This is a genomic window from Neisseria sp. (assembly GCF_041804105.1).
GTDB lineage: Bacteria > Pseudomonadota > Gammaproteobacteria > Burkholderiales > Neisseriaceae > Neisseria.
Genome location: NZ_JBHCJY010000024.1, coordinates 1 through 23,409 on the forward strand (window position 1 = coordinate 1; position 23,409 = coordinate 23,409).

23 protein-coding genes are annotated in these 23,409 nt (G+C 55.6%); 10 read left to right on the plus strand and 13 right to left on the minus strand.

The window, feature by feature from the left end:
• Window positions 1-360: 360 nt before the first annotated feature.
• On the minus strand, window positions 361-624 hold the full coding sequence (locus ACEYDX_RS02480; RefSeq protein ID WP_373740458.1) for a GIY-YIG nuclease family protein: 264 nt from the start codon (window positions 622-624) through the stop codon (window positions 361-363).
• Window positions 621-1,511 (minus strand): LysR family transcriptional regulator, encoded by an 891-nt coding sequence (locus tag ACEYDX_RS02485; RefSeq protein ID WP_373740459.1) that lies wholly within the window; start codon window positions 1,509-1,511, stop codon window positions 621-623. Before ACEYDX_RS02485 ends, ACEYDX_RS02480 begins: the two co-directional genes overlap by 4 nt.
• A 139-nt stretch (window positions 1,512-1,650) precedes the next feature.
• Here ACEYDX_RS02485 and ACEYDX_RS02490 point away from each other — a divergent pair, with 139 nt between their 5' ends.
• Both ACEYDX_RS02490 and ACEYDX_RS02495 read left to right on the plus strand, forming a co-directional pair.
• Complete coding sequence (locus ACEYDX_RS02490) at window positions 1,651-2,307, plus strand: NAD(P)-dependent oxidoreductase (RefSeq protein WP_373740460.1); 657 nt, start codon at window positions 1,651-1,653, stop codon at window positions 2,305-2,307.
• A gap of 82 nt (window positions 2,308-2,389) precedes the next feature.
• Window positions 2,390-2,860, plus strand: coding sequence for a nuclear transport factor 2 family protein (locus tag ACEYDX_RS02495; protein ID WP_373740461.1), 471 nt, complete (start codon window positions 2,390-2,392; stop codon window positions 2,858-2,860).
• Between the two features lie 85 nt (window positions 2,861-2,945).
• Here ACEYDX_RS02495 and ACEYDX_RS02500 read toward each other — a convergent pair whose 3' ends face one another.
• Window positions 2,946-3,440 carry a dihydrofolate reductase gene (locus ACEYDX_RS02500; protein WP_373740462.1) on the minus strand — a complete coding sequence of 165 codons (495 nt, stop codon included), beginning with the start codon at window positions 3,438-3,440 and terminating at the stop codon, window positions 2,946-2,948.
• A 484-nt stretch (window positions 3,441-3,924) separates the two neighbouring features.
• Between ACEYDX_RS02500 and ACEYDX_RS02505 the strand changes: the two genes are divergently transcribed.
• The 4 genes from ACEYDX_RS02505 (at window position 3,925) to ACEYDX_RS02520 (ending at window position 6,620) form a co-directional block, all read left to right on the plus strand.
• Window positions 3,925-4,143, plus strand: coding sequence for a hypothetical protein (locus ACEYDX_RS02505; RefSeq protein WP_373740463.1), 219 nt, complete (start codon window positions 3,925-3,927; stop codon window positions 4,141-4,143).
• Window positions 4,144-4,573: 430 nt separating this feature from the next.
• The gene (locus ACEYDX_RS02510; protein ID WP_373740464.1) at window positions 4,574-5,167 is read left to right on the plus strand and encodes a hypothetical protein; all 594 of its coding nucleotides are present in this window, start codon (window positions 4,574-4,576) and stop codon (window positions 5,165-5,167) included.
• Window positions 5,168-5,197: 30 nt separating this feature from the next.
• Entirely contained in the window at window positions 5,198-6,058 is an 861-nt protein-coding gene (locus ACEYDX_RS02515) for a hypothetical protein (protein ID WP_373740465.1), read from the plus strand.
• Window positions 6,036-6,620, plus strand: coding sequence for a lytic enzyme (locus ACEYDX_RS02520; RefSeq protein WP_373740466.1), 585 nt, complete (start codon window positions 6,036-6,038; stop codon window positions 6,618-6,620). The genes ACEYDX_RS02515 and ACEYDX_RS02520 overlap by 23 nt, the downstream gene beginning before the upstream one ends.
• Window positions 6,621-6,678: 58 nt before the next feature.
• On the opposite strand, the gene ACEYDX_RS02525 is transcribed toward ACEYDX_RS02520, so the two are convergent.
• From ACEYDX_RS02525 to ACEYDX_RS02560, 8 genes are all read right to left on the minus strand, one after another.
• Window positions 6,679-7,668 carry a DUF58 domain-containing protein gene (locus tag ACEYDX_RS02525; RefSeq protein ID WP_373740467.1) on the minus strand — a complete coding sequence of 330 codons (990 nt, stop codon included), beginning with the start codon at window positions 7,666-7,668 and terminating at the stop codon, window positions 6,679-6,681.
• Window positions 7,655-8,608 (minus strand): AAA family ATPase, encoded by a 954-nt coding sequence (locus ACEYDX_RS02530; protein ID WP_373740468.1) that lies wholly within the window; start codon window positions 8,606-8,608, stop codon window positions 7,655-7,657. The genes ACEYDX_RS02525 and ACEYDX_RS02530 overlap by 14 nt, the downstream gene beginning before the upstream one ends.
• A 507-nt stretch (window positions 8,609-9,115) precedes the next feature.
• Window positions 9,116-10,102 (minus strand): S49 family peptidase, encoded by a 987-nt coding sequence (locus ACEYDX_RS02535; RefSeq protein ID WP_373740480.1) that lies wholly within the window; start codon window positions 10,100-10,102, stop codon window positions 9,116-9,118.
• Window positions 10,103-10,586: 484 nt separating this feature from the next.
• A complete protein-coding gene (locus tag ACEYDX_RS02540; protein ID WP_373740469.1) occupies window positions 10,587-11,162 on the minus strand; it encodes a TMEM165/GDT1 family protein in 576 nt (191 codons plus the stop codon).
• Window positions 11,163-11,596: 434 nt separating this feature from the next.
• Window positions 11,597-12,571, minus strand: a complete 975-nt coding sequence (gene moaA / locus ACEYDX_RS02545) for a GTP 3',8-cyclase MoaA (RefSeq protein ID WP_373740470.1) — start codon at window positions 12,569-12,571, stop codon at window positions 11,597-11,599.
• A 198-nt stretch (window positions 12,572-12,769) separates the two neighbouring features.
• On the minus strand, window positions 12,770-13,093 hold the full coding sequence (locus ACEYDX_RS02550; protein ID WP_373740471.1) for a rhodanese-like domain-containing protein: 324 nt from the start codon (window positions 13,091-13,093) through the stop codon (window positions 12,770-12,772).
• 76 nt (window positions 13,094-13,169) lie between these two features.
• A complete protein-coding gene (locus tag ACEYDX_RS02555; RefSeq protein WP_373740472.1) occupies window positions 13,170-13,904 on the minus strand; it encodes a hypothetical protein in 735 nt (244 codons plus the stop codon).
• Between the two features lie 135 nt (window positions 13,905-14,039).
• Window positions 14,040-14,696 carry a protein-L-isoaspartate O-methyltransferase gene (locus tag ACEYDX_RS02560; RefSeq protein WP_373740473.1) on the minus strand — a complete coding sequence of 219 codons (657 nt, stop codon included), beginning with the start codon at window positions 14,694-14,696 and terminating at the stop codon, window positions 14,040-14,042.
• A gap of 292 nt (window positions 14,697-14,988) precedes the next feature.
• Between ACEYDX_RS02560 and ACEYDX_RS02565 the strand changes: the two genes are divergently transcribed.
• The 3 genes from ACEYDX_RS02565 (at window position 14,989) to ACEYDX_RS02575 (ending at window position 18,300) form a co-directional block, all read left to right on the plus strand.
• Window positions 14,989-16,224 (plus strand): YihY family inner membrane protein, encoded by a 1,236-nt coding sequence (locus ACEYDX_RS02565; RefSeq protein ID WP_373740474.1) that lies wholly within the window; start codon window positions 14,989-14,991, stop codon window positions 16,222-16,224.
• Window positions 16,225-16,321: 97 nt separating this feature from the next.
• Complete coding sequence (locus ACEYDX_RS02570) at window positions 16,322-18,109, plus strand: extracellular solute-binding protein (protein ID WP_373740475.1); 1,788 nt, start codon at window positions 16,322-16,324, stop codon at window positions 18,107-18,109.
• Entirely contained in the window at window positions 18,097-18,300 is a 204-nt protein-coding gene (locus ACEYDX_RS02575; protein WP_373740476.1) for a hypothetical protein, read from the plus strand. The genes ACEYDX_RS02570 and ACEYDX_RS02575 overlap by 13 nt, the downstream gene beginning before the upstream one ends.
• A gap of 104 nt (window positions 18,301-18,404) precedes the next feature.
• On the opposite strand, the gene ACEYDX_RS02580 is transcribed toward ACEYDX_RS02575, so the two are convergent.
• Window positions 18,405-19,550 (minus strand): cytochrome-c peroxidase, encoded by a 1,146-nt coding sequence (locus ACEYDX_RS02580; protein ID WP_373740477.1) that lies wholly within the window; start codon window positions 19,548-19,550, stop codon window positions 18,405-18,407.
• 216 nt (window positions 19,551-19,766) lie between these two features.
• On the minus strand, window positions 19,767-20,588 hold the full coding sequence (dapD, locus tag ACEYDX_RS02585; RefSeq protein WP_373740478.1) for a 2,3,4,5-tetrahydropyridine-2,6-dicarboxylate N-succinyltransferase: 822 nt from the start codon (window positions 20,586-20,588) through the stop codon (window positions 19,767-19,769).
• 317 nt (window positions 20,589-20,905) lie between these two features.
• Between dapD and garD the strand changes: the two genes are divergently transcribed.
• Window positions 20,906-22,462 (plus strand): galactarate dehydratase, encoded by a 1,557-nt coding sequence (gene garD, locus ACEYDX_RS02590; RefSeq protein ID WP_373740479.1) that lies wholly within the window; start codon window positions 20,906-20,908, stop codon window positions 22,460-22,462.
• Window positions 22,463-23,409: the final 947 nt, after the last annotated feature.

Consider the following 23,409-nt stretch of genomic DNA (forward strand, 5'->3'; position numbering starts at 1 on the left):
AAGTTGCCGCACAAGCAAACTTGCCCCCGCATCAGGCCGTCTGAAAAAACAAATTGCTTTTCAGACGGCCTGTATTGCGAAACAGGCAGATGCTGAACAAAACCGTTTACTTTGCCTGAACATCCTGAACAACCCAGTAGGTACGGTTAGCCCGCTCCAGCGGGCGTAACCGTACGCACACATCTGCCGTTTTAATAACCCTTCCCGCAGCCGCAGTTGCCGCACAAGCAAACCTGCCCCCCACATCAGGCCGTCTGAAAAAACAAATTGCTTTTCAGACGGCCTGTGTTGCGAAACAGACAGATGCCGTCTGAAAACAAACCTTTACTCTGCCTGCGCATCCTGAACAGCCTGATCAGGCTAAACAGGCTCTCCCTGCGCCCACAGCAAGTGTTTCTGTTCCGTCGGCAGTTTTTTGACCGCCGCCTCCTGTTGCAGCGCGCCGCTGCGTGTCAGGCCGGACGTTACCACGCGCATGGCCAGCGGTTTGCGGATGCGGGTGTATTTCGCGCCTTTGCCCGACCGATGGGCTTGGAACCGTGCCGCGGGATGGTTGCTGATGCCGCAGTAGAGCGAGCCGCCGTCGCAGAGAATCAGGTAAACGCACCAGTTTTCCGCATTCATAGGCCGTGCTCCTGTGCGAAACTTTCCTGAAAAATCCGCACCGCCGCTTCGGTTTTGGCCGACTGCACGCGGTAGGGGGTAACGAGGTAGAGGGTAACGGCGGGCAGCGTCCAGTCGGGCAGAACCGTTTTCAGACGGCCTGCCGCCGTGAGGTGCCGTACTTCGCCGTCGAGCTGCAACGACAGGCCGAAGCCTTGCAGGGTAAGCGTGCGCACGGCGGCGAGCTGGTTGCAGGGGGTGCTGTCGGCGATGTCGAGAAAACGGCTTTCCGCGCCTTTGGACAAGGTGGTGCGCACCGGCAGGTAGTTGAGCCAGCTTTGGCCGTGGAGCTGTTCGGGACGTTCGATGGGCGCGCGCCGTTCGAGATAGGCGGGGGCGGCGCAAATCTGCCAGCGCCATGTAACCAGACGGCGGGAAACGAGATTCGGGTCGTCCAGCGCATTGTCGCCGCCGCGGATGGCGATGTCGGCATCGCCCGTTTGCAGGTTTTCCAGCGTGTCGGCAAAACGGAACACGGGGCGGATGTCGGGATATTCGCTGTTCAGGCGCGTTAAGGCTGTCTGAAAGGCGGCCGCGTCAATCAGGCTGGACGTGAGCGCGATGGTGAGCGTGCCCGCGGTTTCGGTTTTCAGACGGCCTAATGCCGCGCGGGTGTCGTCCAACGCCTGCTGTAAACGGCGGCAGTGGTCGGCGAGCGCGCGTCCTGCATCGGTGGGCGACAGGCTGCGCGTGCTGCGGTTTAACAGCTTGATTCTGTGGACTGTTTCCAAACGGGCGATGTGCTGGCTGACGGCGGACGGGGTCATGCCCAAAGCTGCGGCGGCGGCGTGCATCGAGCCGTGTTCGAGAACGGCGGAAAAAACGAGCAGGGGTTTGATGTCGTGCATGGTCGGGTGTTTCAGACGGCTTTTGCGGCCGATTGGTAAGTTTTGCTAAACAATATAAACAGCAAACACGGGATTATCAAGTTTTTCAGACGGCCTTATACTGGCTTCCGTCATTCAAACACACCCGAAGGGATTCATCATGAAAATCGCAGTCATCGGCGCAACCGGATTGGTTGGCGCCGCCACCGTCAAAGAACTTGCCGAACGCGGCCACGAAGTAACCGCATTCGCGCGCAACACGGACAATGTTTTGAAAGCGGACAATGTGAACGCCGTGGCCGCCGATGTGAATGCGGCTGATTTTTCAGCCCGGCTTAAAGGTTTCGATGCCGTGGTCAGCGCGTTCAACGCCGGTTGGGAAAACCCGAATCTGGCGGCGGACTACACGCGCGGCGCGGACAATATCGTCGAAGCGGCCAAAACGGCCGAAGTGCCCTATCTGCTGGTCATCGGCGGAGCGGGCAGCCTGTATGTCGCGCCCGGCCTGCAATTGGTCGATACGCCCGACTTCCCGAAAGAAATTTTCGCTGCGGCCGATGCCGTGCGGCAGTTGCTCAACCGCCTGACCCCGCGCCGCGACGTAAACTGGGCATTCCTGTCGCCTGCCGCCATGTTCGCCGTCAACCCGCCCGTGTTTGAGAAACGCGGCACATACCGCTTGGGCAAGGACGACGTGTTGACGAATGCCGACGGTTTGCCCGCCGATATTTCCGTGCCGGACTTGGCTGTGGCCATTGCCGATGACGTCGAGCAGAAAGCCCACCTGTTCGCCCGCTTTACCGTTGCGGAAGCCTGATGCGTGCCACCGGCACGGAACAACCGATTTGAACGGCCGTCTGCAACTGTTTTCAGACGGCCTTGTCCCGAAAAGGAACAACATGAAAAAACTGATTTTGATTGTGGCGGCCTGCGCCGCTTTGGGTGCCTGTTCGTCAAGCCGTACCGCAACGCTGTCTGCCGCACAAACGCAGGCGGAGCGCAATAAAGCCAATGTGCTGGCGTTTTACGATTTGGCGTTCAACCGCCACAAAGTGCAGGAAGCCGTCGATAAATACATCGGTGCGGAATACCGCCAACACAATCCGGGCGTGGCCGACGGAGGCAAGGCGTTTGTCGATGCCTTCGCGCCGTTTTTGAAACAGAATCCGTACAGCAGCGCCCAAATCAAACGCGTGATTGCGGAAGGGGATTTGGTGGCCGTGCATGTGTTCAGCCGCACGAATCCGAACGACAGGGGCGAAGCGGTGGTGGACATTTTCCGCCTGGACCCGCAAGGCAAGATTGTGGAGCATTGGGATGTTATCCAGCCGGTTCCCGAAAAAACGGCCAGCGGGCGTTCGATGTTTTGACGAAACGGTCGAAGGCCGTCTGAAACAGGGTTTCAGACGGCCTTTTTGCATGGCGGAACAGCGTGGCGCGGCAGTTGCGGAAATTTTATTTCCGCGCATTGCGTTCGTAATGCACGAACGCGTAGGCCGTACCGTCGGCGGCGGTGTGTTCCGTGCGCCCGGCCTGAGTCCATTCCTGCGGTGAAAATTCGGGAAAAAACGCATCGCCGTCCGCATCAATACGCACTTCGGTAATCCGCAAATCGGTGGCAAAAGGCAGGGCTTGGGCATAGATTTGCGCGCCGCCGATAATCATGATTTCGGGCGCATCGGCACACAGCGCCAGCGCGGCCTGCAAATCGGCGGCGGTTTCCGCACCTTCGGCCGCATAACCGGCGTTACGGCTGATGACGATATTGCGGCGGCCGGGCAGCGGCTTGCGCGGCAGGCTTTCCCAAGTTTTTCGCCCCATAATGACGGGCTTGCCTGTGGTGTAGGCTTTGAAAAAGGCGAAATCCTCGGGCAGATGCCACGGCATGGCATTGTTGATGCCGATGCAGCGGTTGTCGGCAACAGCGGCAATCAGGGTGATTTTCTGCATGGGACGGTTGGAAAAGAATGGATAATGGAGATTATTTTATCCTAATCGCGGGACTTAGGAAAAAAACGTAGCTGCGAAGTTAATATTGGGTAAATATGAAAACACAGAATATTTTTATGGAATTTATGCTTTGGTATATTAATCTAAAAAATCAGAGATATTGATTCAATTATTTTTGTGCGCTTGTGCGTGTTGAGATAAAATTAAAAAATTAAGTCTTGTCGGAGTGATGAATAAATATGTATTTGTTTTTATTTTTTTGTACACAATTTTTAAAATCATTCTTTTATATTTTTTTAGCATTTTTTGTTTTTTTCGGCTTCTGGAAAGGAGAGAAAGTTGCATGGTCGCTTTTTTCTTGGGATGCGGTTCTGGCACTTTCTATTGTTCCTTTGTTAGATGCAGCCTTGAAAACTGTAAAAAAAGTTATACAATAGAATTGTAAAAAACAATTTCTGATTAAATTAGTTTAAGGAGTTATTAAATGATTGAAAATCAAAAAACAGTAGAACAAGTAGTAGAGCCAAAGAAACCAACCCGTCAAGAACTTGCGAAGGAATGTAGAGATGATATTTTAATAGGTATTGGAGGGGGAGGTGCAGCAGGAGCGCTAACTGCTAATCCTCTTGTTGCAGGTGTTACATCCCTAAGGTCTGTCGACATTCATATTTACCTTGCTGCTACATTGTTGGGACTGCGATAAATATGAATGTCGACAGACCTTAGGCCGTTACATATTTCCGCCGTTACATATTTCCAAAGAGGAGTTTTCATTCCTGAACCAAGATGGGTTGGAGGAGTGGTGGCTCTTTGATAAGAATGGTAAATTTCTGGGAGAATGAAAAAATACAGGAAAGTATCCTCAAAAATCCACTACAATGGAATCTTGTGTTAACTTAGAAAATGCTTGTTTATTTATCAATTCTCAGTCTGGTAAGCATGATTACTATATTAAAAAATGTAGTTTATAGCTAATTTTTGATATATATTAAACTAATATAGGGGTTATTTTTAATGAATATTGACATGTGTAATTTATAGCTTGCTTGATATGAGGAGGCATCATATTATTTGATATTTAGGAAGATATTTAATTGAAATCAAGTAATTTTATTGAAATATTTAGGTGTTTTATGAAATTTAAATTTCTTGTTATTGGTGTTTTGGGTGTTATTTTAACTTCATTTTCATATGCAAATCAGAAGTATAAAAAATCATTTGAGCATCAAGAAAAATTTATACTATATAAAGTAGCTGATTTAAATAATGACGGCAGAAAAGATGTTATTGCTGTAACAGAACATGCGGCAAGTAATGTGCAATATGGTAATATAAGGACGTTAATTATATTTTTAAGAAATAAAAACAATAAGCTGGATGAAATTTTAAGAAATCCCAATGTAATAGCTTGTTCAAAATGTAGTAATTTTGAATCTGAGCCTGATCCATTCGCAGAAAAAAGAATTTCTGTAAAAAATGGTAAGATTTCTATTGTTCAGAATTTTGATATCAGATTTTACCCATCAATAGCTATTTATAGTTTTAAATACCAGCCTAATACTGGGCATTTTATGACAAAATCAGCAAAACATATTTTATATGAGTTGGCTGAAGATGGGAAATATAAAAAACATGTTTCAAATCATATTTTGAAATTTGGAAAAAGACTTGATATTTTTAATCCTGATTGGCCGAGCTTAATTGGTATTCAAGATAAATTTTATTGATTTTTCACATTAATCTAATGGAGTATTCGTATGTCAGAGAAGAAAATCGTTTCTTTAATCAAGACCCAAGGAAAAGAAAGAACTTATCAGTTTGATGATGGCTCTATTGAAAAATGGTCGGATGGTTCTGTGGCTTGGAGAAACAATAATCCCGGAAATTTAAAATTTGAATATGCCAATAGTGCAGATAAAACGGTTAAAACAAGCCGAACTAAAGAAAAGGCATTATTGGATGCCCAAAAAAAATATGATGGAATTGTGGCATTAGATCAATTTGGTAATGCGATTTTTGAAACTCTAGATGCAGGAAGAGCAGCAAAAATTAAGTTATTAACAACTAGATTTGATAATTTGACTGTCCATCAGATGATAAGGAAATATTCTGTTCCGGATTATACAGGTAAAACAAACTGGGATAGACAAGAAGAAAGTATTTACAGAACTGCAGAGCAGCAAGGCGTAAATCTCCGTAATAAACAAATTGGGAGTATGACAGAGAAAGAATTATCTGCGCTTGCTGATGGAATCGCAAAATTTGAAGGTTGGAAGAAGGGATCTATAACGATTATTCAACACAAAAGCCGTCAATCAGATAATGAAACAAGTGAAAATATTTATTTGAGTCATAATGTTTATAACGATAATTTTCGGGAGAAATCTCCTGCAGATGAACTTGCAGCACTGATTAACGGCTTCAGAAATGATAAAGACGGTACGTTTGCAGATGCGTTGCGTATGAAACACCCTGAAATCGGTGAACGGCTCGAAGCTGAAATTCAAGAAAAGCAACAGCAACTGATACAGAAAGAGCAGCTCCAAACGGCTTTAAAAGAGCAAAACACGCAACAGGAAATACAGGAACGGGGTTTTGGCGGCCGATCGTTCGGCTGAATCAATACTGTTTTTTCGGAGGGTGCTGCGTAATATGCTAGACAGTAATAATGAATTGGAGCGTGCTAAAGGCCTGTTGATGGAAACAGCCGAGATTATGGCGAAATTCAGGCAAGATAGCGAAAAAATTATAGGTCATGTCGAATCCAAGCTGGACAAATCTTTGGGCGAGCAGCGCAAAATGATTGTCGAGATGGTTAGACAAGAGGTTACACGGGAGACTTCCGTTGCTGTAAGCCGTTATGTTGCAGATATGGAGGATGCGCGTAATCAGATGGCGGAACAAGTTCGGGAATTTAATACTTATCTTCAACAAGTTAATGAAGAAAATAAAAAGATTTCTTCTCGGAATGTTTTGACTGTGTCAATTGTATTGGCGGTTATGGTCATCGGAGCGGTTGCTCTGTTTTTCTTTTTTTATCATGTCCTTGTACGACAAAAAGTCGATGCGGATATGGTTCATAAAATTAACCGTGCCGATATTGTGAATTGCGGTGATGATTTGTGTGCGAAAACAGGTAAGGCTTCTGCCAATGGCTATCGTGTTATTCAACGCAGATAAAAGTAGATTAAATCAAAGGCCGTCTGAATAATATTTTTCAGACGGCCTTTTGCCTGTATTACCACAGCCCCAATGCGGTCAGGCACATTTCGCGCTGTCCTTTCTGCGGGGTAATGGTGCGGTCGGGCAGTTCGAGCGTGTAGGGGGTGTTGCTGCGTTCGGCTTCGAGTACGCGGTGGCAGAGCAGGCCGGCGGCTTGGTCTTTGCCTGCGGCGGGATAGTCGCGGTAGGAAATCAGGGTTCGGCTGCTTTCGGCAGGTTGGGTTTCGAAGCGTTTGTCGAGCATTTCGCCGGTTTTGGCATAGGTTTTCCAGGCGACGTGTTGCAGCGACGCGCCGTCTTGGTGCGCTTGCAGGTAGGCCAAATCGCCGTCGCCTTGAACGGGGGCGCGGCAGGTGTCGGTGTCGCCGCTGCCGCCGTTGTCGGGCGGGGTGTGGGGGATGGGGGCGGGGTAGACGACGGCATCGGTTTGCCATTGCCAGTGTGCTTCGACCAGACAGATGCCGAACGGGGCTGCTGCTGCGGTGTGCAGGACGGGCAGGCGCAGGCGGCCGCGCATGGTGGCGGGAACGGGCCATTCCTGCTGCGGCAGGCCGTCTGAAAGCGGCCAGAACCGCCATGAATCCGCGCTGCCGTAAACGCCGTCTGAAAATGCGGTTCCGCCGGAACGGGCTGCATGGCGGTTTGGTGTGTCGGCGGATGCGAACCACAGCCAGCGGCGGCGGTTGTTGCCGACGGCGCTCAGCCTTACCCGTGCCGTGCTGCCTGCGAAGATTTCGTGCGGCACTTCGGCGACGAGGCGCAGGCCGAGCAGTTGGCGCAGGTTGAGCAGTATGCCGGTGATGATGAAACCGGCCAGCCAGAATGCGGCGAGATAGGCGAGATTAACCTGATAGTTCAGCCCGACCAGCCACAGCAGCAGCACCGTCACGGCCAAACCTGCGCCCAAGCGGGTGGGGCGGATGCGGATGTTGTGCCGTTGCACGGGGTTGCCGTCGGATACGGGCGGACGGTTGTCGGTTGCGCGCATGGTTTCAGACGGCCACATGGTTGAGCAGGTCGGCGAGCAGCTGCGCGCTGGTCATGCCTTGCTGCACGGGCTGCAAGCGGTGGTTGGCAACGGCCACCCACACGGCTTTGACATCTTCGGGTACGACGTGGCCGCGTCCCTGCATCAACGCCCATGCTTTGGCCGCGCTGACCACGGCGAGACCGGCGCGCGGACTGAGTCCCAGTACGAAGCGTCCGGGCTGGCGGGTGGCGGCCACCAAGCGGTACACATAATCTGCCGCCGCCTGTGCGAATTTCACTTCCGCCGCCTGTCTCTGCCACAGGCGCAGCGTTTCGGCGTTGCAGACGGCCTGCAATGCGGGCAGCGATGCGCGTTTGCCGCCTTGGAAATACAGCAGTTTTTCCGCTTCGGCGGCGGGATAGCCCATGTGCAGGCGCATCATGAAGCGGTCGAGCTGCGATTCGGGCAGCGGGAACGTGCCGAGCTGTTCGGTGGGGTTTTGCGTTGCCATCACGATAAAGGGCGCGGGCAGGGCGTGGGTTTGGCCGTCCACCGACACCTGCCGCTCTTCCATCGCTTCTAAGAGCGCGGATTGCAGTTTGGGCGATGCGCGGTTGATTTCGTCGGCCAGCAGGAATTCGTGGAACACGGGGCCGGGGTGGAATTCGAATTTCCCTTCGTTGGGGCGGAACACGTTCACGCCGAGCAGGTCGGACGGCAGCATGTCGTTGGTAAACTGCACGCGGCGGTAGTCCAAACCCAAAACGGCGGCCACCCCGTGCGAGAGCGTGGTTTTGCCCACGCCCGGCACGTCTTCCAATAAAATGTGGCCGCCGGCAAGGATGGCGGTAAACAGTTGCTGCAAAACGGTTTCTTTGCCCAGAATGAGTTGGTTGAGCTGGTGTAATGCGTGTTGGATGTGAGTGTTCATTATTATCGAGTGAGTAATGGTTTTAGTGAGACGGCATTTTAGCACGGATGCGGAAAAGGCCGTCTGAAAAACGTTTCAGACGGCCTTCGGGTGTGGCAATTCGGGGCGGGGCGCTTGGGCCGTGATGATTGCGGTGTGAAACTGTCCGTTTTGTTATTCACAAACGGGCAGGGTGGCATGCGGCTGAATGCGGGGAACTTTGTTCCGTTGCGGCAGGTGGCGAAGGCCGAATACGGATGCCTACCTGCGCGGGAATGGCGAAAGCTCGGCATCAACGCAATCCGAACCGCAGCCTGCGGAAAACAGAGGCCGTCTGAAAAAGGATGGGCGGTGTGATTTGTCGGCGTGTACGGTTACGCGTCGTTTACGGACAGCTGACCATACCTGCGTTGGTCGGAATGGCGGCAAGGCTGATGTTTTACAGCCGCCGTCCATCCGGTTTTGCCGGCTCAATCTGCCGCAACCTTCCGTCGGAAGCCTTGCAGCCGTTACACAAAAACATTAGGCCGTCTGAAAAACATGTTTCAGACGGCCTAATGTATTGGCGGGCGGCTACCAGATTTTCTTCAACGCGCCTTCCACGCCTGCGGCCACTTCCGCACCGAGACGGCGGCCGAGCAGTTTGCCGATGTCTTCTTCGGGGGTGTAGTCCACCAGTTCGGGTGCTTTGATGTCGTCGCGGGCAACGCTGTAAATGCTGCCGAAGCCGTCTATCAGGCCGGCTTTTTTCGCTTCGTTGCCGGTATAGACGCGGCCGCTGAAGAGGTCGGGATGTTCTTTTTCTTTCAGACGGCCGCCGCGGCCGAGTTTGACCGACTTGATGAATTCGGCGTGGATGTCGTTGAGCATGGCCTGCCACAACGCGGCCTGTTCGGGGGTTTCGGGGCTGAAGGGATCGCCCATGCCTTTGTTGCTGCCCGCGGTTTTCAGACGGCGTTTGATGCCGAGTTTGTCCATCAGGCCGGTGGCATCGAAGCCGCCGCCGATGACGCCGATGCTGCCGACGATGCTCGATGGGTCGCTGTATATTTTGTCGGCTGCGGCGGCGATGTAGTAGCAGCCGGAAGCGCAGACGTCTTCGGCGACCACATAGAGCGGAATGTTTTTGTGCTGCGCTTTCAGACGGCGTATCTCGTTGAATACGATGTTGGAAACCACGGGCGAACCGCCCGGGCTGTTGGCGCGGATGATGATGCCTTTGACGCTTTTGTTGCCGTAGGCGGATTTGAGCGCGGTTTGCAGCAGGGCGGCCTGGTCGGTTTCGCCGCCGATTTCGCCTTTGAGGTCGATGACGGCGGTGTGTGCGCCCAGTCCGACGGTGCGGATGCTGCCGTTGCCGCTGCCGCCGCGCATGCCGCCGACAAACAGAGACAGGAACAGCAGCAGGCCGACCACGCGCCATGCGTTGCGCCAAAACCTGGCGCGGCGTTGTTCGCGGTAGGCTTCGAGCAGCACGTCGCGCAGGGTGTTGCGCTCCCAGCTTTCGTTTTGTACGGGGGATTGGGATTGTTTTTTGGGATCGGGAATCTGGTATTGCATCGGGAAACTCGGGTTGGGGGTTCGGTGGGATTCGGCTTTAGGCGGACGGCTGCGCCGCAGCCGCTTCGGGCAAAACGGCTGCTTTTGCTGCGTGCGGCGTTTCGGCCGCAGGATTGCGAACCCGTTATCAAAATGTCGGTTGACGGTTACGGTACGGATGCCGTCGGCACGGGCGCGGCGGTCATCCGGTGTGCCGCTCAAAATACGGCTTTCGGGTTTTCAGACGGCATCGGGCATGGTTGATAGACTTTAAAACGGTACGTCGGTTCCGATGAATCTGTTTTTCCGCTGCCGCCGTTTGTGGCACAGGCGGAAATCCGGTCCGGTTTTTGCTGTTTCCGGCGTAACCGGCGTTGCCCGTTTTGGCCGCGGCTTCCCACCCGAACGGGGGCGCAACGGACTTGCGTAAACGGATGGCGGTTGGCCCGTGCCGTTTTAAAAGTTGATTTGCGTCGGCACGGAACGTGCCGTCTGCGCCGTGCAATCAGTGCGGCAGCGACAGGCCGCCGCCGGCAAGGGTGAGTACGCCCATCACACAGAACAGCACGCAGGCACCGGTGCGGACGGCGCGGGCAGGCAGTTTTTTCATCAGCGCATTGCCGAAATAAACCACCGGCAGGTTGGCCAGCATCAGCCCGACCGTGCTGCCCGCCACCACCGCGTAAAGCGATTCGTATTTGGCCGCCAGCAGCACGGTGGCGATTTGGGTTTTGTCGCCGATTTCGGCCAGAAAAAACAGCATGGCCGTTGCGCCGAATGCGCCGAACTCCAGCCAGCGGGAGTCGGGTGCGCCGTCGTTGTCGGGGCGCAGCAGCCACAGTCCGACCGCGATAAAGCTGAGGCCGACCACCCATTTCATCATGTCGGCGGATACGTTTTCGGCCAGCCACACGCCCAGCCAGGCGGAAACCAGATGGTTGAGCAGCGTGGCCGCGAAGATTCCCGCGGCGATGGCGTTTTTCTGCGTAAAACGCGCGGCGAGAAAGAGCGCGAGAAGCTGCGTTTTGTCGCCGATTTCCGCCCAAGCCACGCCGAGCGTAGAGTAAAGGAATGCTTCCATGTGGTTTCAGGTGCTCAAAACTTTGCCGCCCAAGGGTTCAGACGGTCTGCGGCATTATACCGCTAATCAGTCGGCAAACGGAAAAGCCGATCCGGTGCGGGTTCGGTAAGGGGGAGGTTGCGGTGGGCGTTTCGGTTGGCAGGCGGACGGGGTTGCTATTGCACAAGGGCGAGTTACCATCGTCATTCCCGCGCAGGCGGGAATCCGTGGTTAAGTTTCGGAACCCTTATCGATTGATGCGTTTGCGAACCTTGGCTTGGAATTTCCGCCTGCACAGGAATGACGGTATCGGCGTGATCGGACATGATTCGGACTCGGCCTGAGCCAATGCCGGATTACCGTCTGCGAGGTGGCGCAGCGGGTGCGTGTAAACCCAATCACTGCATCGGAATCATCCGGACACGGGTTCAAGCGCGGCGTGGTTTTCAGACGGCCTAACCGCCCGTGGCAGCCATCACGCGGATGATTTTTTTCGGATTTTCGACGAACTCGTGTTTTTCGGGTTTGCGCATCACGGCTTCGCGGATGGCGGTTTCGAGTTCGGCATCGGTGCAGCCGTCGCGCAGCAGCGGGCGCAGGGCGACTTTGTCTTCCTGCCCGAGACAGAGGTGCAGGTTGCCCGTGGCGGACAGGCGCACGCGGTTGCAGGTGGCGCAGAAATGGCGGCTCATGGGCGTGATCAGGCCGAGCGTGAAGCTGCTGTCGGCGCTTTTCCAATAGCGGGCGGGGCCGCCGCCGATGCTGCCTTCAAACGGAATCAGGCCGAACTTTTGCTGCAACTGTGCCAAGACGGGCTGAAGGCTGACGTTGGCGTGTTCCTGCCCCGTGCTGCCCATGGGCATGGCTTCGATCAGGTTGAGGATGAAACCGTGGCGGATGCAGAAGGCGGCCATGTCGTCCAAATCGGCATCGTTGATGCCCTTGAGCGGAACCATGTTGATTTTGATGCGCTCGAAACCTGCGGCCTTGGCGGTTTCGATGCCTTCGAGCACCTGCGGCAGGCAGTCGGCACCGGTAATCTGTTTCACGCAGTCGCCGCGCAGGCTGTCGAGGCTGATGTTCAGACGGCGTACCCCCGCTTCGCGCAGCGCGCGGGCGTGTTTGGCAAGCTGCGTGCCGTTGGTGGTGAGCGAGATGTCTTCCACGCCTTCGCAGCGGGCGATGTCGGCGGCCAAATCCGCCAAACCCTTGCGCAACAGCGGTTCGCCGCCGGTCAAACGGAAACGCTTCGTGCCCAGACGGGCGAACGCCGCCGCGATGCGGGCGGTTTCTTCAAGCGTGAGCCAGTCTTTCGGTACGGCAAATCCTTTGAACCCCTGCGGCAGGCAGTAGGTGCAGCGCAGGTCGCAACGGTCGGTTACGGAGATGCGCAGGTAGTCGATGGTGCGGCCGAAAGTGTCGGTAAGCATGGCGGTGGTGTGTATTTATCGGTATTTCATTATGTTACAGGCCGTCTGAAAAAACGGCAAACGGCAAAATCCGTATGGTCCGTGCGGATTTTGGGACGGGGTTTCATGCGGCTGCGTGCGGGCAGTAGAGCTGTTCTGCGGGGAGAAGTTCCGCATCGTCGGCGGGCGGTTCGCAGGACGTGCGGAAACCATGGGGATTCAGTAGCGCGGCACGTCGGCATCGATCTGAAGCGACCACGCATCAATGCCGCCCTGCAGGTTGTACACATCGTCGAAACCCGTATCGGCCAGATACATGGCGGTGTGCAGGCTGCGGATGCCGTGGTGGCAGTACACGACCACGGGAATGCCGTCGGGCAGCTCGTTGTGGCGCAGCGGAATCAGGTTCATCGGGATGTGCAGCGAACCGGGCAGGGCGCAGAGAGCGGTTTCTTCGTCGGTGCGTACGTCAAGCAGAACGAATTCGCGGCCTTCGGCCTGCCATTGCCGCAGTTCGGCAGGGGAGAGTTGGGGGATGGTCATGGTATATGGCGCGGATTGTGTCGGAATGTTGTTTGCAAACGGGGTTCAGACGGCATTTTCTGTTTTTTAATGTTCTTTACATTATACTGAACCCGTTAAGGGCATACGGCAGCGTAATCGGGAACAGCACAATGTCTGCGGCCAAAGTTGCCGGTGTAACCACAATCTTTCCCAATGTAGAAAAGGCACTGGCGGCACGGTTGTGTTTCAAATGCCTGATTTCCACCGGCACGCCCTGTTCAAAACGGTAGGATGCGGGGATTTTGGCAACCGGCTGCGGTATATAGATTTTTCCTTTCCTGCCGCCGAAACATTTGGATAACCCCGTATATAATCCCGACTGTTTCAACGCCGTGGTTTCTCCGCTGTGCGGGCTGTCGAATCCCAACTGTTCCAACATCTCGGTTTCCCTGCTGCGCAGGCTGCCGTCTTTTACCGCCTCTATCGGATAACGCAGGCAAAACGACGTATGGAAATCTTCCCCGCCTTTTTCAGGAATGTCGACAGGCATTGCCGCCAGCTTTTTACCTCCCAAATATTCGTAAATTTCAAACCGTTGCGACAGCTTTGCCGTCATCACGCCAATCAGGTTTTCATCGGCTATGCCGTAGCTGTATTTTTTACCCAGCATCAGCAGCGTTTTGCCTTGCGGCGTATCGGTCAGGGCAAAAGCATGAACGCTGTCCGTATCCGCTTTCCGGTAAGAATAAGGATAGTGGTTTCCGCTCTCCGACCACAGCATTCCGGTCACGCAGCCGCCCAAAGCTGTTGCGCATAATGCTGCTGCAAGTATGTTTTTATATACAGACATAAATCTTTCTTTCTTAATTATGACATCCAAGCCGATGCCGTCTGAAACACATTTTCAGACGGCATCGGGTACGGCTGCGCCCCGAAAAGCGCGGGGCGGGTGGTATGGCGTAGTTGCATACGGCGTTTTGCGTTGTTAAAAATCGAATCCGCCGAAGGGTTTGGAAACGCTGCCGTTCAGGTTGCCGACCAGGGTGTCGAACAGGGTTTTTTGGTCGAACGAGCCGCCGTTGCGGGTGAGTAGCAGGGCGCGTTGGACGGGTTGACCGCCTGCGATGACGACCATGCGGCCGCCGTCTTTCAACTGTTTTTTCAGGGTGTCGGGAACGGCCGCCACGCCGCCGCCGACGTAGATGGCGTCAAACGGCGCGCCTTCGGTGATTTCGGTCAGGCCGTCGTGGTTTTCATAATTGACGTTCAGCAGCCCCAAACCGGTGAGCACGGTTTTGGCGGCGGCCAGCTGGGCAGCATCGGTATCGACCGTTACCACGCTGCCTGCGAGTTTGGCGAGTACGGCGGTGGCGTAGCCCGAACCTGTGCCGATTTCCAAAACTTTGTCGGTTTTTTTCAGTGCCAAACCCTGCACCAGCCGCGCGACGGTTTTCGGTTCGAGCATTTCGCCGCCGTTGGGCAGCGGCAGGGCTTTGTCGGCATAGGCCAGCCCTTGGAGCTGCGCGGGCACGAACCGTTCGCGCGGGATTTCTTCCAAAACGTCGAGCAAATCGAAATCGAGCACGTCCCACGGGCGGATTTGCTGTTCTACCATGTTGAATCGGGCTTTTTCAAAGTCCATTGTGATGCTCCGGTGCGGTTGGTTTGACGGGGATTATAGTGGTTTCGGCGGGCATCGGCTATAAGGCCGTCTGAAAAAACAGGGTGTCCGGCTTGTGTTATGATTTGTTATGGTTTGCGGGCGGAAGGCGGGTATGTGCGTCCGCCGGAACCTGCGTCCGGCCGTTTTCAGACGGCGTATGCCGTGCCGCCGCCGTCGGTGCGGACGAAACGAAGCCGGAACAGGATGCCGGATGACAAGCCGGTGTGTGTGAACCACGGCGTTGACCATAAGACGATAAAAAAGGAAAACCATGTTGCCAGCCGCATGGCGGCAAACCCTGAACGAATCGCGTTTTGCGGGTTTCGCCGCTTTTCTCTACAAGCGTTTCAACGAAGTGCGCGTGCCGCAGGTGTCGGCGAGCCTGACGTTTACCACGCTGCTCGCGCTCGTTCCCGTGCTGACCGTTACCGTGGTGGCGGCTTCCGCTTTTCCCGTGTTCGACGAGTGGTCGGCGCAGTTTGCGGGCTTCGTCAACCGCACCATCGTGCCGCAGGGCGCGGATGCGGTGTTCGGCTACATCGCCGAATTCAGAAACAAGGCCAGCAGGCTCACGGCCATCGGTATCGTGATGCTGCTGTTTACTTCGCTGATGCTGATCCAGACCATCGATGCGACGTTCAACCGCATCTGGCGCGTGGGTACGCCGCGCCCGCTGCTGATGCAGTTTCTGGTGTATTGGGCGCTGTTGACGTTCGGCCCGCTGCTGCTGGGCGTGGGCGTGTCGCTGTGGGGGTCGTTTCTCGGCCACAGCAGGCTGGAGGAATATCCGGTGGCGGCGGCGTTGCTGCGTTCCGCCGCGTCGGTCGGTTTCAGCACGTTTCTGCTGTGGCTGCTCTACTGCGTCGTGCCGAACCGTTTCGTACCGGCGGGGCAGGCGCTGTTGGGCGCGGTGATCACCGCCGTGCTGCTCGAAGCTGCGCGCTACGGGTTCGCATGGTATATGGGCACGTTCGACGGCTATACCCTGATTTACGGCGCGTTTGCCGCCGTGCCGTTTTTCCTGCTGTGGCTCAATCTGATGTGGATGCTGGTGCTGACCGGCGCGGTGTTTACGTCGTCGCTTTCCTACTGGCAGGGCGAAGCGTTCCGCCGCAGCATCGATTCGCGCGGGCGTTTCGACGATGTGCTCAAAATCCTGCTGCTGCTCGACAAAGCCCAGCAGAAAAGCCGCGCCATGCGGGTGCAGGAGTTCCGTCCGCACATTAATATGGGCTACGACGAGCTGGGAGAACTTTTGGAAAAACTCGCCCGCCACGGCTATGTTTACCACGGCAAACAGGGCTGGGTGCTGAAAACCAACGCGGAAACCATTGAGCTGGACGAGCTGTTCAAACTCTTCGTTTACCACCCCGCCCGCCTGCGGCGCGACAATGTCAACGATGCCGTCAGCCACATCATGCAGCCCTGTCTCGACGCGCTCGATATTTCGCTGGCCGAGTTCCGCGTGCATACGGAGGAACGTTCGGAAAACGGGGAAAAAGACTAGGGCGGACGCAGGCTCAAGCCGGCATCAGGCCGTCTGAATATTTCAGACGGCCTTTGCTATAATCGGCTCATTCTTTATCAAACATCCGCTGCCCGCCATGAAACCTTTCCTGCCCCTGATGCTTTCTCTTTCCGTTTTCCTTGCGCCCGCAGCCCATGCGGCGCACGGTTTGGCTTTGGGGCAGGAGGTGCGTTATCCGGCGGGGTTCGAATCGTTTCCTTACGCCAATCCGAATGCGCCGAAAGGCGGCACGGTCACGCTGCCTGCGCAGGGCGGTTTCGACACGCTCAACCCGTTTACGCTCAAGGGCAAACACGAAGCGGGCGTGCAGATGCTGACGCTCGATACGCTCACGGAGTCGGGTTGGGACGAGCCGTTTGCGATGTACAGCCTGCTGGCCGAAGACATCGCGCTCGCTTCAGACGGCCTGTCGGTAACGTTTACGCTCAATCCGAAAGCGCGTTTCCACAACGGCGATCCTGTGCTGGCCGAAGACGTGGCCGCGTCGTTCAAAACGCTCACGCAGGACAAGGCCGCGCAGCCGCACTACAAATTCTACTGGGCGGACGTGGCCGCGGTGGAAACGCCGTCGCCGCGCAAAGTGGTGTTCCGCTTCAAACGGCGCAATGCCGAGCTGCACATGATTCTGGGGCAGCTGCCCGTGTTTTCGCGAAAAAGTTATCCGCAGGGCTTGGCCAAAGCGGCCGGCAAAGCCCCCATCGGATCAGGCCCCTACAAACTGGCGAAAGCCGAGAGCTGGCGCAGCAGCGAATTCGTGCGCGACAAAAACTACTGGGCGCAGAGCATCCCCACCCGCAAAGGCATGTACAACTTCGATACCGTGCGCTTCAAATACTACCAGGACAACAGCGTGCGCATCGAAGGCGTGAAAGCGGGAACTTATGACTTCATGGCCGAAACCGTCGCCCGCAACTGGGCGCGCGCCTATCCCGACGACGTACTCGCCAAGCGCAATCTGGTGCGGCAGGAATGGGCGAAACACAACAACTCCGGTATGCAGGGCTTTGTGATGAACCTGCGCCGCAAGCCGCTCGACAACATTTTGGTGCGCCGCGCCCTGATTGAAAGTTTCGACTTCGAAAGCGTCAACAGCCGCATTTTCCACAGCGCCTACCGCCGCAGCAACAGCCTGTTTACCGGCAGCGAAATGGCCGCCAAAGGCAGGCCCGACGGCTTGGAACTGCAAATCCTAAACGGTCTGAAAGCCAAACTGCCGTCTGAAATCTTCACCCACAACGTGCCCGAACCGCCCGTGTCCGACCCCAAGTTCGGCATACGCCCGAACCTGCTGAAAGCACGCACGCTGCTGCTTCAGGCGGGCTACCGCTACCGCAACGGCATCCTGACCGACCCGCAAGGCAGGCCGCTGGTGTTCGAATATCTGTCCAACAGCAAAACGTTCGAACGCATCATCGGCAAATGGCAGCGCGATTTGGCCAAAATCGGCGTGGTGCTGAAAGCACGCACGGTGGATGCCGCCGTGTACCAAAAACGGCTCGGTAATTTCGACTTCGACATCACGCTCGACGGTTATGCCAACAGCGAAAGCCCCGGCAACGAACAGTTCGACTTTTTCAGTTGCGAAGCCGCGAAAACCGAAGGCAGCCGCAATCTGGCCGGCTTCTGCCACCCCGCCGTCGAAACCCTGCTGCAACGTTTCGCAGGTTTCAAAAACCGCGCCGAACTGGTCGCCAGCGCACGCGCGCTCGACCGCATCATCCGCCACCAGCACATCATCGTCCCAAACTGGCACAGCCCCGTTTACCGCGTCATCCACCGCAACAACCTCGCTCTGCCGCAAACCCTGCCGCGCTACTACGACCCGACCACGCGCATGCTGGCAACGGGGTGGTGGCGGAAATAGCGGCACAGGCCGTCGGGTATGGAAGGCCGTCTGAAAAGTTTTTTTCAGACGGCCTTTGGTTGTCCGATTTGATTTCCGGCGGATTTTCCGAATTCGTGTGGGTATGGTCAGCCGTTCCCAACCGCGTAACCGTCTGTTTGCAGCGGGGTAAAAATACCGTAGGTACGGTTAACCGTTTTAAGGCGGTGTAACCGTACGAAAGAAGCCGGAACAAAACAAAGGCCGTCTGAAACATTTTTCAGACGGCCTTTTGTACGTCAGGACGGATTCCGGCGTTTTGCCGGAACAGTCCGCTTTATTTGCCCGTATCCGGACGCGTTTGCGGTGCGGAGTTGGCGGGCAGTTCGGGAACGGTGCGGGCGTGTTCGGGGACGCTGCCGCTCAAGGCGCCCATAAACGCGGTGATGTCGGCCACTTGGTCGGTGGGCAGTTTTTTGCCCAACTGTGCCTGCGCCATGATTTCAACGGCTTTCTCCAGTTCCCAGACGCTGCCGTCGTGGAAGTAGGGGTAGGTTTTGGCAACGTTGCGCAGGCCGGGGACGCGGAAGATGAATTTGTCGTTTTCGGCTTTGGTCACTTCAAAACGGCCTTCGTCCGGTTTTTTGCTGCCGGTGAATTTCCAGTAGGGGCCGTCTGCCAGACCGAATTTCTGGAAGCTGTTGCCGCCGAGGGTAACGCCGCTGTGGCAGGCGATGCAGCCGTTGCCGATGAAGGCTTTCACGCCGCGGCGTTCCTGCTCGTTGAGTGCGTTGACGTTGCCGTTGAGATAGTCGTCCCAGCGGGTGGGCGTGAGCAGGGTGCGTTCGAACGAGGCGATGGCGTCGGTGATGTTGGCGAAGGTTACGCCGCCTTTGTCGCCGTAGGCAGCTTTAAACATTTCCTGATATTCGGGGATGTCTTTGATTTTGGCTTCGACCGCTTCTTTGCTGACGTTGGCCATTTCCACGGGGTTCAGCAGCGGGCCGCCTGCCTGTTCTTCCACGTCTTTGGCGCGGCCGTCCCAGAATTGGCTGCCGAGCAGGGCGGCGTTAAGCGCGGTGGGGGAGTTGCGGCCGCCGAGCTGGCCTTTGTGTCCGGGGCTGGTGGGCAGGTTGTCCACGCCGGCGGTGGCGAGATTGTGGCAGGAGTTGCAGCTGACGGTGTTGCCGCGCGACAGGCGGGGTTCGTACCACAGGGCGCGGCCGAGTTTGATTTGCGCGTCGGTAACGGGATGGGCGCCGTCGATGGTTTTTTTGTCGGGCAACGGCTTGAAGATGCCCTGTGCCTGTTTCAGCAGGGCTTGGTCTTCGGGGCTTGCGGCGGCGTTGCTTTGCGCTGCGGATGCGGGCCGTTCGGACGATGCGGCGGAAGCGGGCTGTGCGTTTTTCTGTTCATGCTGGCCGCAGCCTGCCAGTGCCAGTAACACGGTTAGAGCGATGCTGCCGTACACGGTGGTTTTCATGGCGGGTGTTCCTTGTGGGTTGGGATATTTTTATGGAATACAGTGTATCGGCGGTACAGGCTGTGTGATTTGCCCCATGTCAAGAAAAGTTTTGTGATTGTTTTTGGTAAATAAGCGGATAAGTGTCGGCTATGGTTAATATGGAAACGGATAAGGCAAAGGCCGTCTGAATATTTTCAGACGGCCTTTGCCCGGTTTGAAAACGGCTGCGGTGTATCAAACGCCGCGCAGCAGTTCGTTTACGCTGGTTTTGGCACGGGTTTTCGCGTCGACTTTTTTCACGATTACGGCGCAGTAGAGGCTGTATTTGCCGTCGGCGGAGGGCAGGCTGCCCGACACCACCACCGAGCCTGCGGGTACGCGGCCGTAATGGATTTCGCCGGTTTCGCGGTCGTAGATTTTGGTGGACTGGCCGATGTACACGCCCATCGAAATCACGCTGCCTTCTTCCACAACCACGCCTTCCACGATTTCCGAACGTGCGCCGATGAAGCAGTTGTCTTCGATGATGGTGGGCGCAGCCTGCAACGGCTCCAGCACGCCGCCGATGCCCACGCCGCCGCTCAGATGCACGTTTTTACCGATTTGGGCGCACGAGCCGACGGTGGCCCAAGTATCGACCATCGCGCCTTCGTCAACGTATGCACCGATGTTCACATAAGAAGGCATCAGCACCACGTTTTTCGCCACGAAGCTGCCGCGGCGGGCGACGGCACCGGGAACGGCGCGGAAGCCGGCGGCTTTGAATTCGTCTTCGCTCCAGTCGGCGAATTTGGTGGGTACTTTGTCGAAGTATTGGTTGACGCCGTCGTTCTGCACTTCGTTTTCTTTGATGCGGAAAGAGAGCAGCACGGCTTTTTTCGCCCATTCGTTCACTTTCCATTTGCCCACGCTTTCGCGTTCGGCCACGCGCAGTTCGCCCGAGTCGAGCAGGCGGACGGTTTCTTCCACGGCCTGTTTCACTTCGGGGGTAACGCTGGCGGGGGTGATGTCGGCGCGGTTTTCAAACGCGGTTTCGATGATTTGCTGTAAAGACATAATCGGTTTCCTGAAAAGGGTTGGTAAAACGGCAAAGGCCGTCTGAAAAACGGTGGCCGTTTTTCAGACGGCCCAAATCGGGAATACGGCGTATTCTAACCCAAAAACAGCTTGAGCCGTATCCTGCCGCAGGCGGTTGGCGGCGGATGCGGCCTAAGGCCGTTTGAAACGTTCAGACGGCCTGCGGTTTTGTGGAATCTGCCAAGTAACGCGCGGTTTGCTCCGTGCACAATCAGTCTGATGCACAATGCCAAACCGCGTGCGCAGGATTATGATGGCGGAAAACACCAACAAACCATCTGCCAAGGAACAACATCATGACTGCCGCCAAACCCCTGTACATCAAAGTCCACCCCGACGACAACGTCGCCATCATCGTCAACAGCAACGGCCTGAGCGCCGGTACGCAGTTTTCAGACGGCCTGACGCTGACCGAACACGTTCCGCAAGGGCACAAAACGGCTTTGGCCGATATTCCGAAAGACGGCGAAATCGTGCGCTACGGCGAAATCATCGGCTATGCGGCGCAGGATTTGCCGCGCGGTTCGTGGATAGACGAATCGAAAGTGGTGCTGCCCGAAGCCCCGCCTTTGGAAACGCTGCCGCTGGCCACCCGCCCCGCGCCGAAACTGGAACCGCTGGAAGGCTACACCTTTGAAGGCTACCGCAACAAAGACGGCAGCGTCGGCACGAAAAACCTGCTCGGCATCACCACCAGCGTGCATTGCGTGGCGGGCGTGGTCGATTATGTGGTGAAACTGATTGAACAGCATCTGCTGCCGAAATATCCCAACGTGGACGGCGTGGTCGGCTTGAACCACCTTTACGGCTGCGGCGTGGCGATTAACGCGCCTGCGGCGGTGGTGCCGATACGCACCATCCACAACATCGCGCTGAACCCGAATTTCGGCGGCGAAATCATGGTTATCGGACTGGGTTGCGAGAAGCTCCAGCCCAACCGCCTGCTGGAACAGGCCGAGGGCACGATTCCGATTAAGGTCGACGGCGACAGCACCAGCGTTACCAGTTTGCAGGACGAACAGTTCGTCGGCTTCAAAGCCATGGTCGATTCGATTATGGCGACGGCGGAAAAACATTTGGCGAAACTGAACCAAAGAAAACGCGAAACCTGCCCCGCGTCCGATTTGGTGGTCGGGATGCAGTGCGGCGGCAGCGACGCGTTTTCGGGCGTAACCGCCAACCCCGCCGTCGGTTTCGCCTCCGATTTGCTGGTGCGTTGCGGTGCGACCGTGATGTTTTCCGAAGTCACCGAAGTGCGCGACGCGATCCACCTGCTCACGCCGCGCGCCGCCGACGAACATGTCGGCCGCCGCCTGCTCGAAGAAATGAAGTGGTACGACGATTATCTGAACGCCGGACAAACCGACCGCAGCGCAAACCCGTCGCCCGGCAACAAAAAAGGCGGCCTGGCCAACGTGGTGGAAAAAGCCCTCGGTTCGATTGCCAAATCCGGCCAGTCGGCGATTGTCGAAGTATTGTCGCCCGGCCAACGCCCCACCAAAAAAGGCCTGATTTTCGCCGCCACCCCCGCCAGCGATTTCGTCTGCGGCACGCAGCAACTGGCTTCCGGCATCACCGTACAGGTGTTCACCACCGGCCGCGGCACACCCTACGGCCTCGCCGCAGTGCCCGTGATTAAAGTCGCCACCCGTACCGATTTGGCCGACCGCTGGTTCGACCTGATGGACATCAACGCCGGCCGCATCGCCACAGGCGACGCCACCATCGAAGAAACCGGCTGGGAAATTTTCCGCTACATTCTCGACATCGCCAGCGGCCGCAAGCAGACATGGTCCGACCAATGGGGGCTGCATAACGCGCTGTCGGTGTTCAACCCCGCGCCGGTAACCTGATTTTCATTGCTTCATTTTCTCTGATTCTTGGGGAATATAGTGGATTAAAATAAGAAAAATACAAGGCGGCAAGCCGAAGACAGTACAGGTAGTACGGCAAGGCGCAGACAACGCTGTAGTTTTCTTATTTTAATCCACTATAACCGTGTCCATACGACATTTTCCATCAAGCAACGTAGGTACGGTTAGCCGCCCCAAAGCGGCGTAACCGTACGTTCCCAAGTGAACAGGCCGTCTGAAAAAACAGCAGTACGACACGACCGAAGCAAAACAAGGCCGTCTGAAAACTTTTTCAGCAACGTAGGTACGGTTAGCCGCCCGAAGGCGGCGTAACCGTACGATATTCCCGAAACCAACCAAGGCCGTCTGATAAAAGAACTTACGTTTTTCAGACGGCCTTAAACATTTCGGTGGTTGCCGCTGGGAACACAAAATCCGTTTGTCTGAAGTTTTCGTACGGTTACGCCGCCTTCGGGCGGCTAACCGTACCTACGGGTTGAAAACAGTTCATGTTTTTTCAGACGGCTTTAAGTATTTCGGGATGCCGCCGAGAACACAAAATCCGTTTGTCTGAAGTTTTCGTACGGTTACGCCGCCTTAGGGCGGCTAACCGTACCTACGGGATTCCGAGACGGATTTTGCATCGGCAACGGTAACCCGTCATTCCCGCGCAGGCGGGAATCCAGATGCAGACGGCCTGAAACGGCCTTTTTTCAGCAAGATACCGGAACGCTAAACCCTAACATCCGAACGGCCGGAAACGGTTGTTTCCCCAGCCCATTCCTGAATCCCTAAACCCCTAAACTCCTATAGCAAATAAACATATTATTCGATACAATTCCACCATGGCCTATTCACAAGACTTCAAACAACTCGTGCTCAAAAAACTCCGTCAAGGATGGACGATTCGTAGAGCCGCAAAAGAATTCGGCATCGCCATCTCCACC

Coding starts and splice junctions, on each gene's coding strand:
- dapD (WP_373740478.1), bottom strand. CDS start 20,588: ATGTCTTTACAGCAAATCATCGAAACCGCGTTTGAAAACCGCGCCGAC.
- ACEYDX_RS02515 (WP_373740465.1), top strand. CDS start 5,198: ATGTCAGAGAAGAAAATCGTTTCTTTAATCAAGACCCAAGGAAAAGAA.
- ACEYDX_RS02565 (WP_373740474.1), top strand. CDS start 14,989: ATGTTGCCAGCCGCATGGCGGCAAACCCTGAACGAATCGCGTTTTGCG.
- ACEYDX_RS02510 (WP_373740464.1), top strand. CDS start 4,574: ATGAAATTTAAATTTCTTGTTATTGGTGTTTTGGGTGTTATTTTAACT.
- moaA (WP_373740470.1), bottom strand. CDS start 12,571: ATGCTTACCGACACTTTCGGCCGCACCATCGACTACCTGCGCATCTCC.
- ACEYDX_RS02525 (WP_373740467.1), bottom strand. CDS start 7,668: ATGTGGCCGTCTGAAACCATGCGCGCAACCGACAACCGTCCGCCCGTA.
- ACEYDX_RS02485 (WP_373740459.1), bottom strand. CDS start 1,511: ATGCACGACATCAAACCCCTGCTCGTTTTTTCCGCCGTTCTCGAACAC.
- ACEYDX_RS02570 (WP_373740475.1), top strand. CDS start 16,322: ATGAAACCTTTCCTGCCCCTGATGCTTTCTCTTTCCGTTTTCCTTGCG.
- ACEYDX_RS02555 (WP_373740472.1), bottom strand. CDS start 13,904: ATGTCTGTATATAAAAACATACTTGCAGCAGCATTATGCGCAACAGCT.
- ACEYDX_RS02550 (WP_373740471.1), bottom strand. CDS start 13,093: ATGACCATCCCCCAACTCTCCCCTGCCGAACTGCGGCAATGGCAGGCC.
- ACEYDX_RS02540 (WP_373740469.1), bottom strand. CDS start 11,162: ATGGAAGCATTCCTTTACTCTACGCTCGGCGTGGCTTGGGCGGAAATC.
- ACEYDX_RS02535 (WP_373740480.1), bottom strand. CDS start 10,102: ATGCAATACCAGATTCCCGATCCCAAAAAACAATCCCAATCCCCCGTA.
- ACEYDX_RS02490 (WP_373740460.1), top strand. CDS start 1,651: ATGAAAATCGCAGTCATCGGCGCAACCGGATTGGTTGGCGCCGCCACC.
- ACEYDX_RS02480 (WP_373740458.1), bottom strand. CDS start 624: ATGAATGCGGAAAACTGGTGCGTTTACCTGATTCTCTGCGACGGCGGC.
- garD (WP_373740479.1), top strand. CDS start 20,906: ATGACTGCCGCCAAACCCCTGTACATCAAAGTCCACCCCGACGACAAC.
- ACEYDX_RS02505 (WP_373740463.1), top strand. CDS start 3,925: ATGATTGAAAATCAAAAAACAGTAGAACAAGTAGTAGAGCCAAAGAAA.
- ACEYDX_RS02495 (WP_373740461.1), top strand. CDS start 2,390: ATGAAAAAACTGATTTTGATTGTGGCGGCCTGCGCCGCTTTGGGTGCC.
- ACEYDX_RS02580 (WP_373740477.1), bottom strand. CDS start 19,550: ATGAAAACCACCGTGTACGGCAGCATCGCTCTAACCGTGTTACTGGCA.
- ACEYDX_RS02500 (WP_373740462.1), bottom strand. CDS start 3,440: ATGCAGAAAATCACCCTGATTGCCGCTGTTGCCGACAACCGCTGCATC.
- ACEYDX_RS02560 (WP_373740473.1), bottom strand. CDS start 14,696: ATGGACTTTGAAAAAGCCCGATTCAACATGGTAGAACAGCAAATCCGC.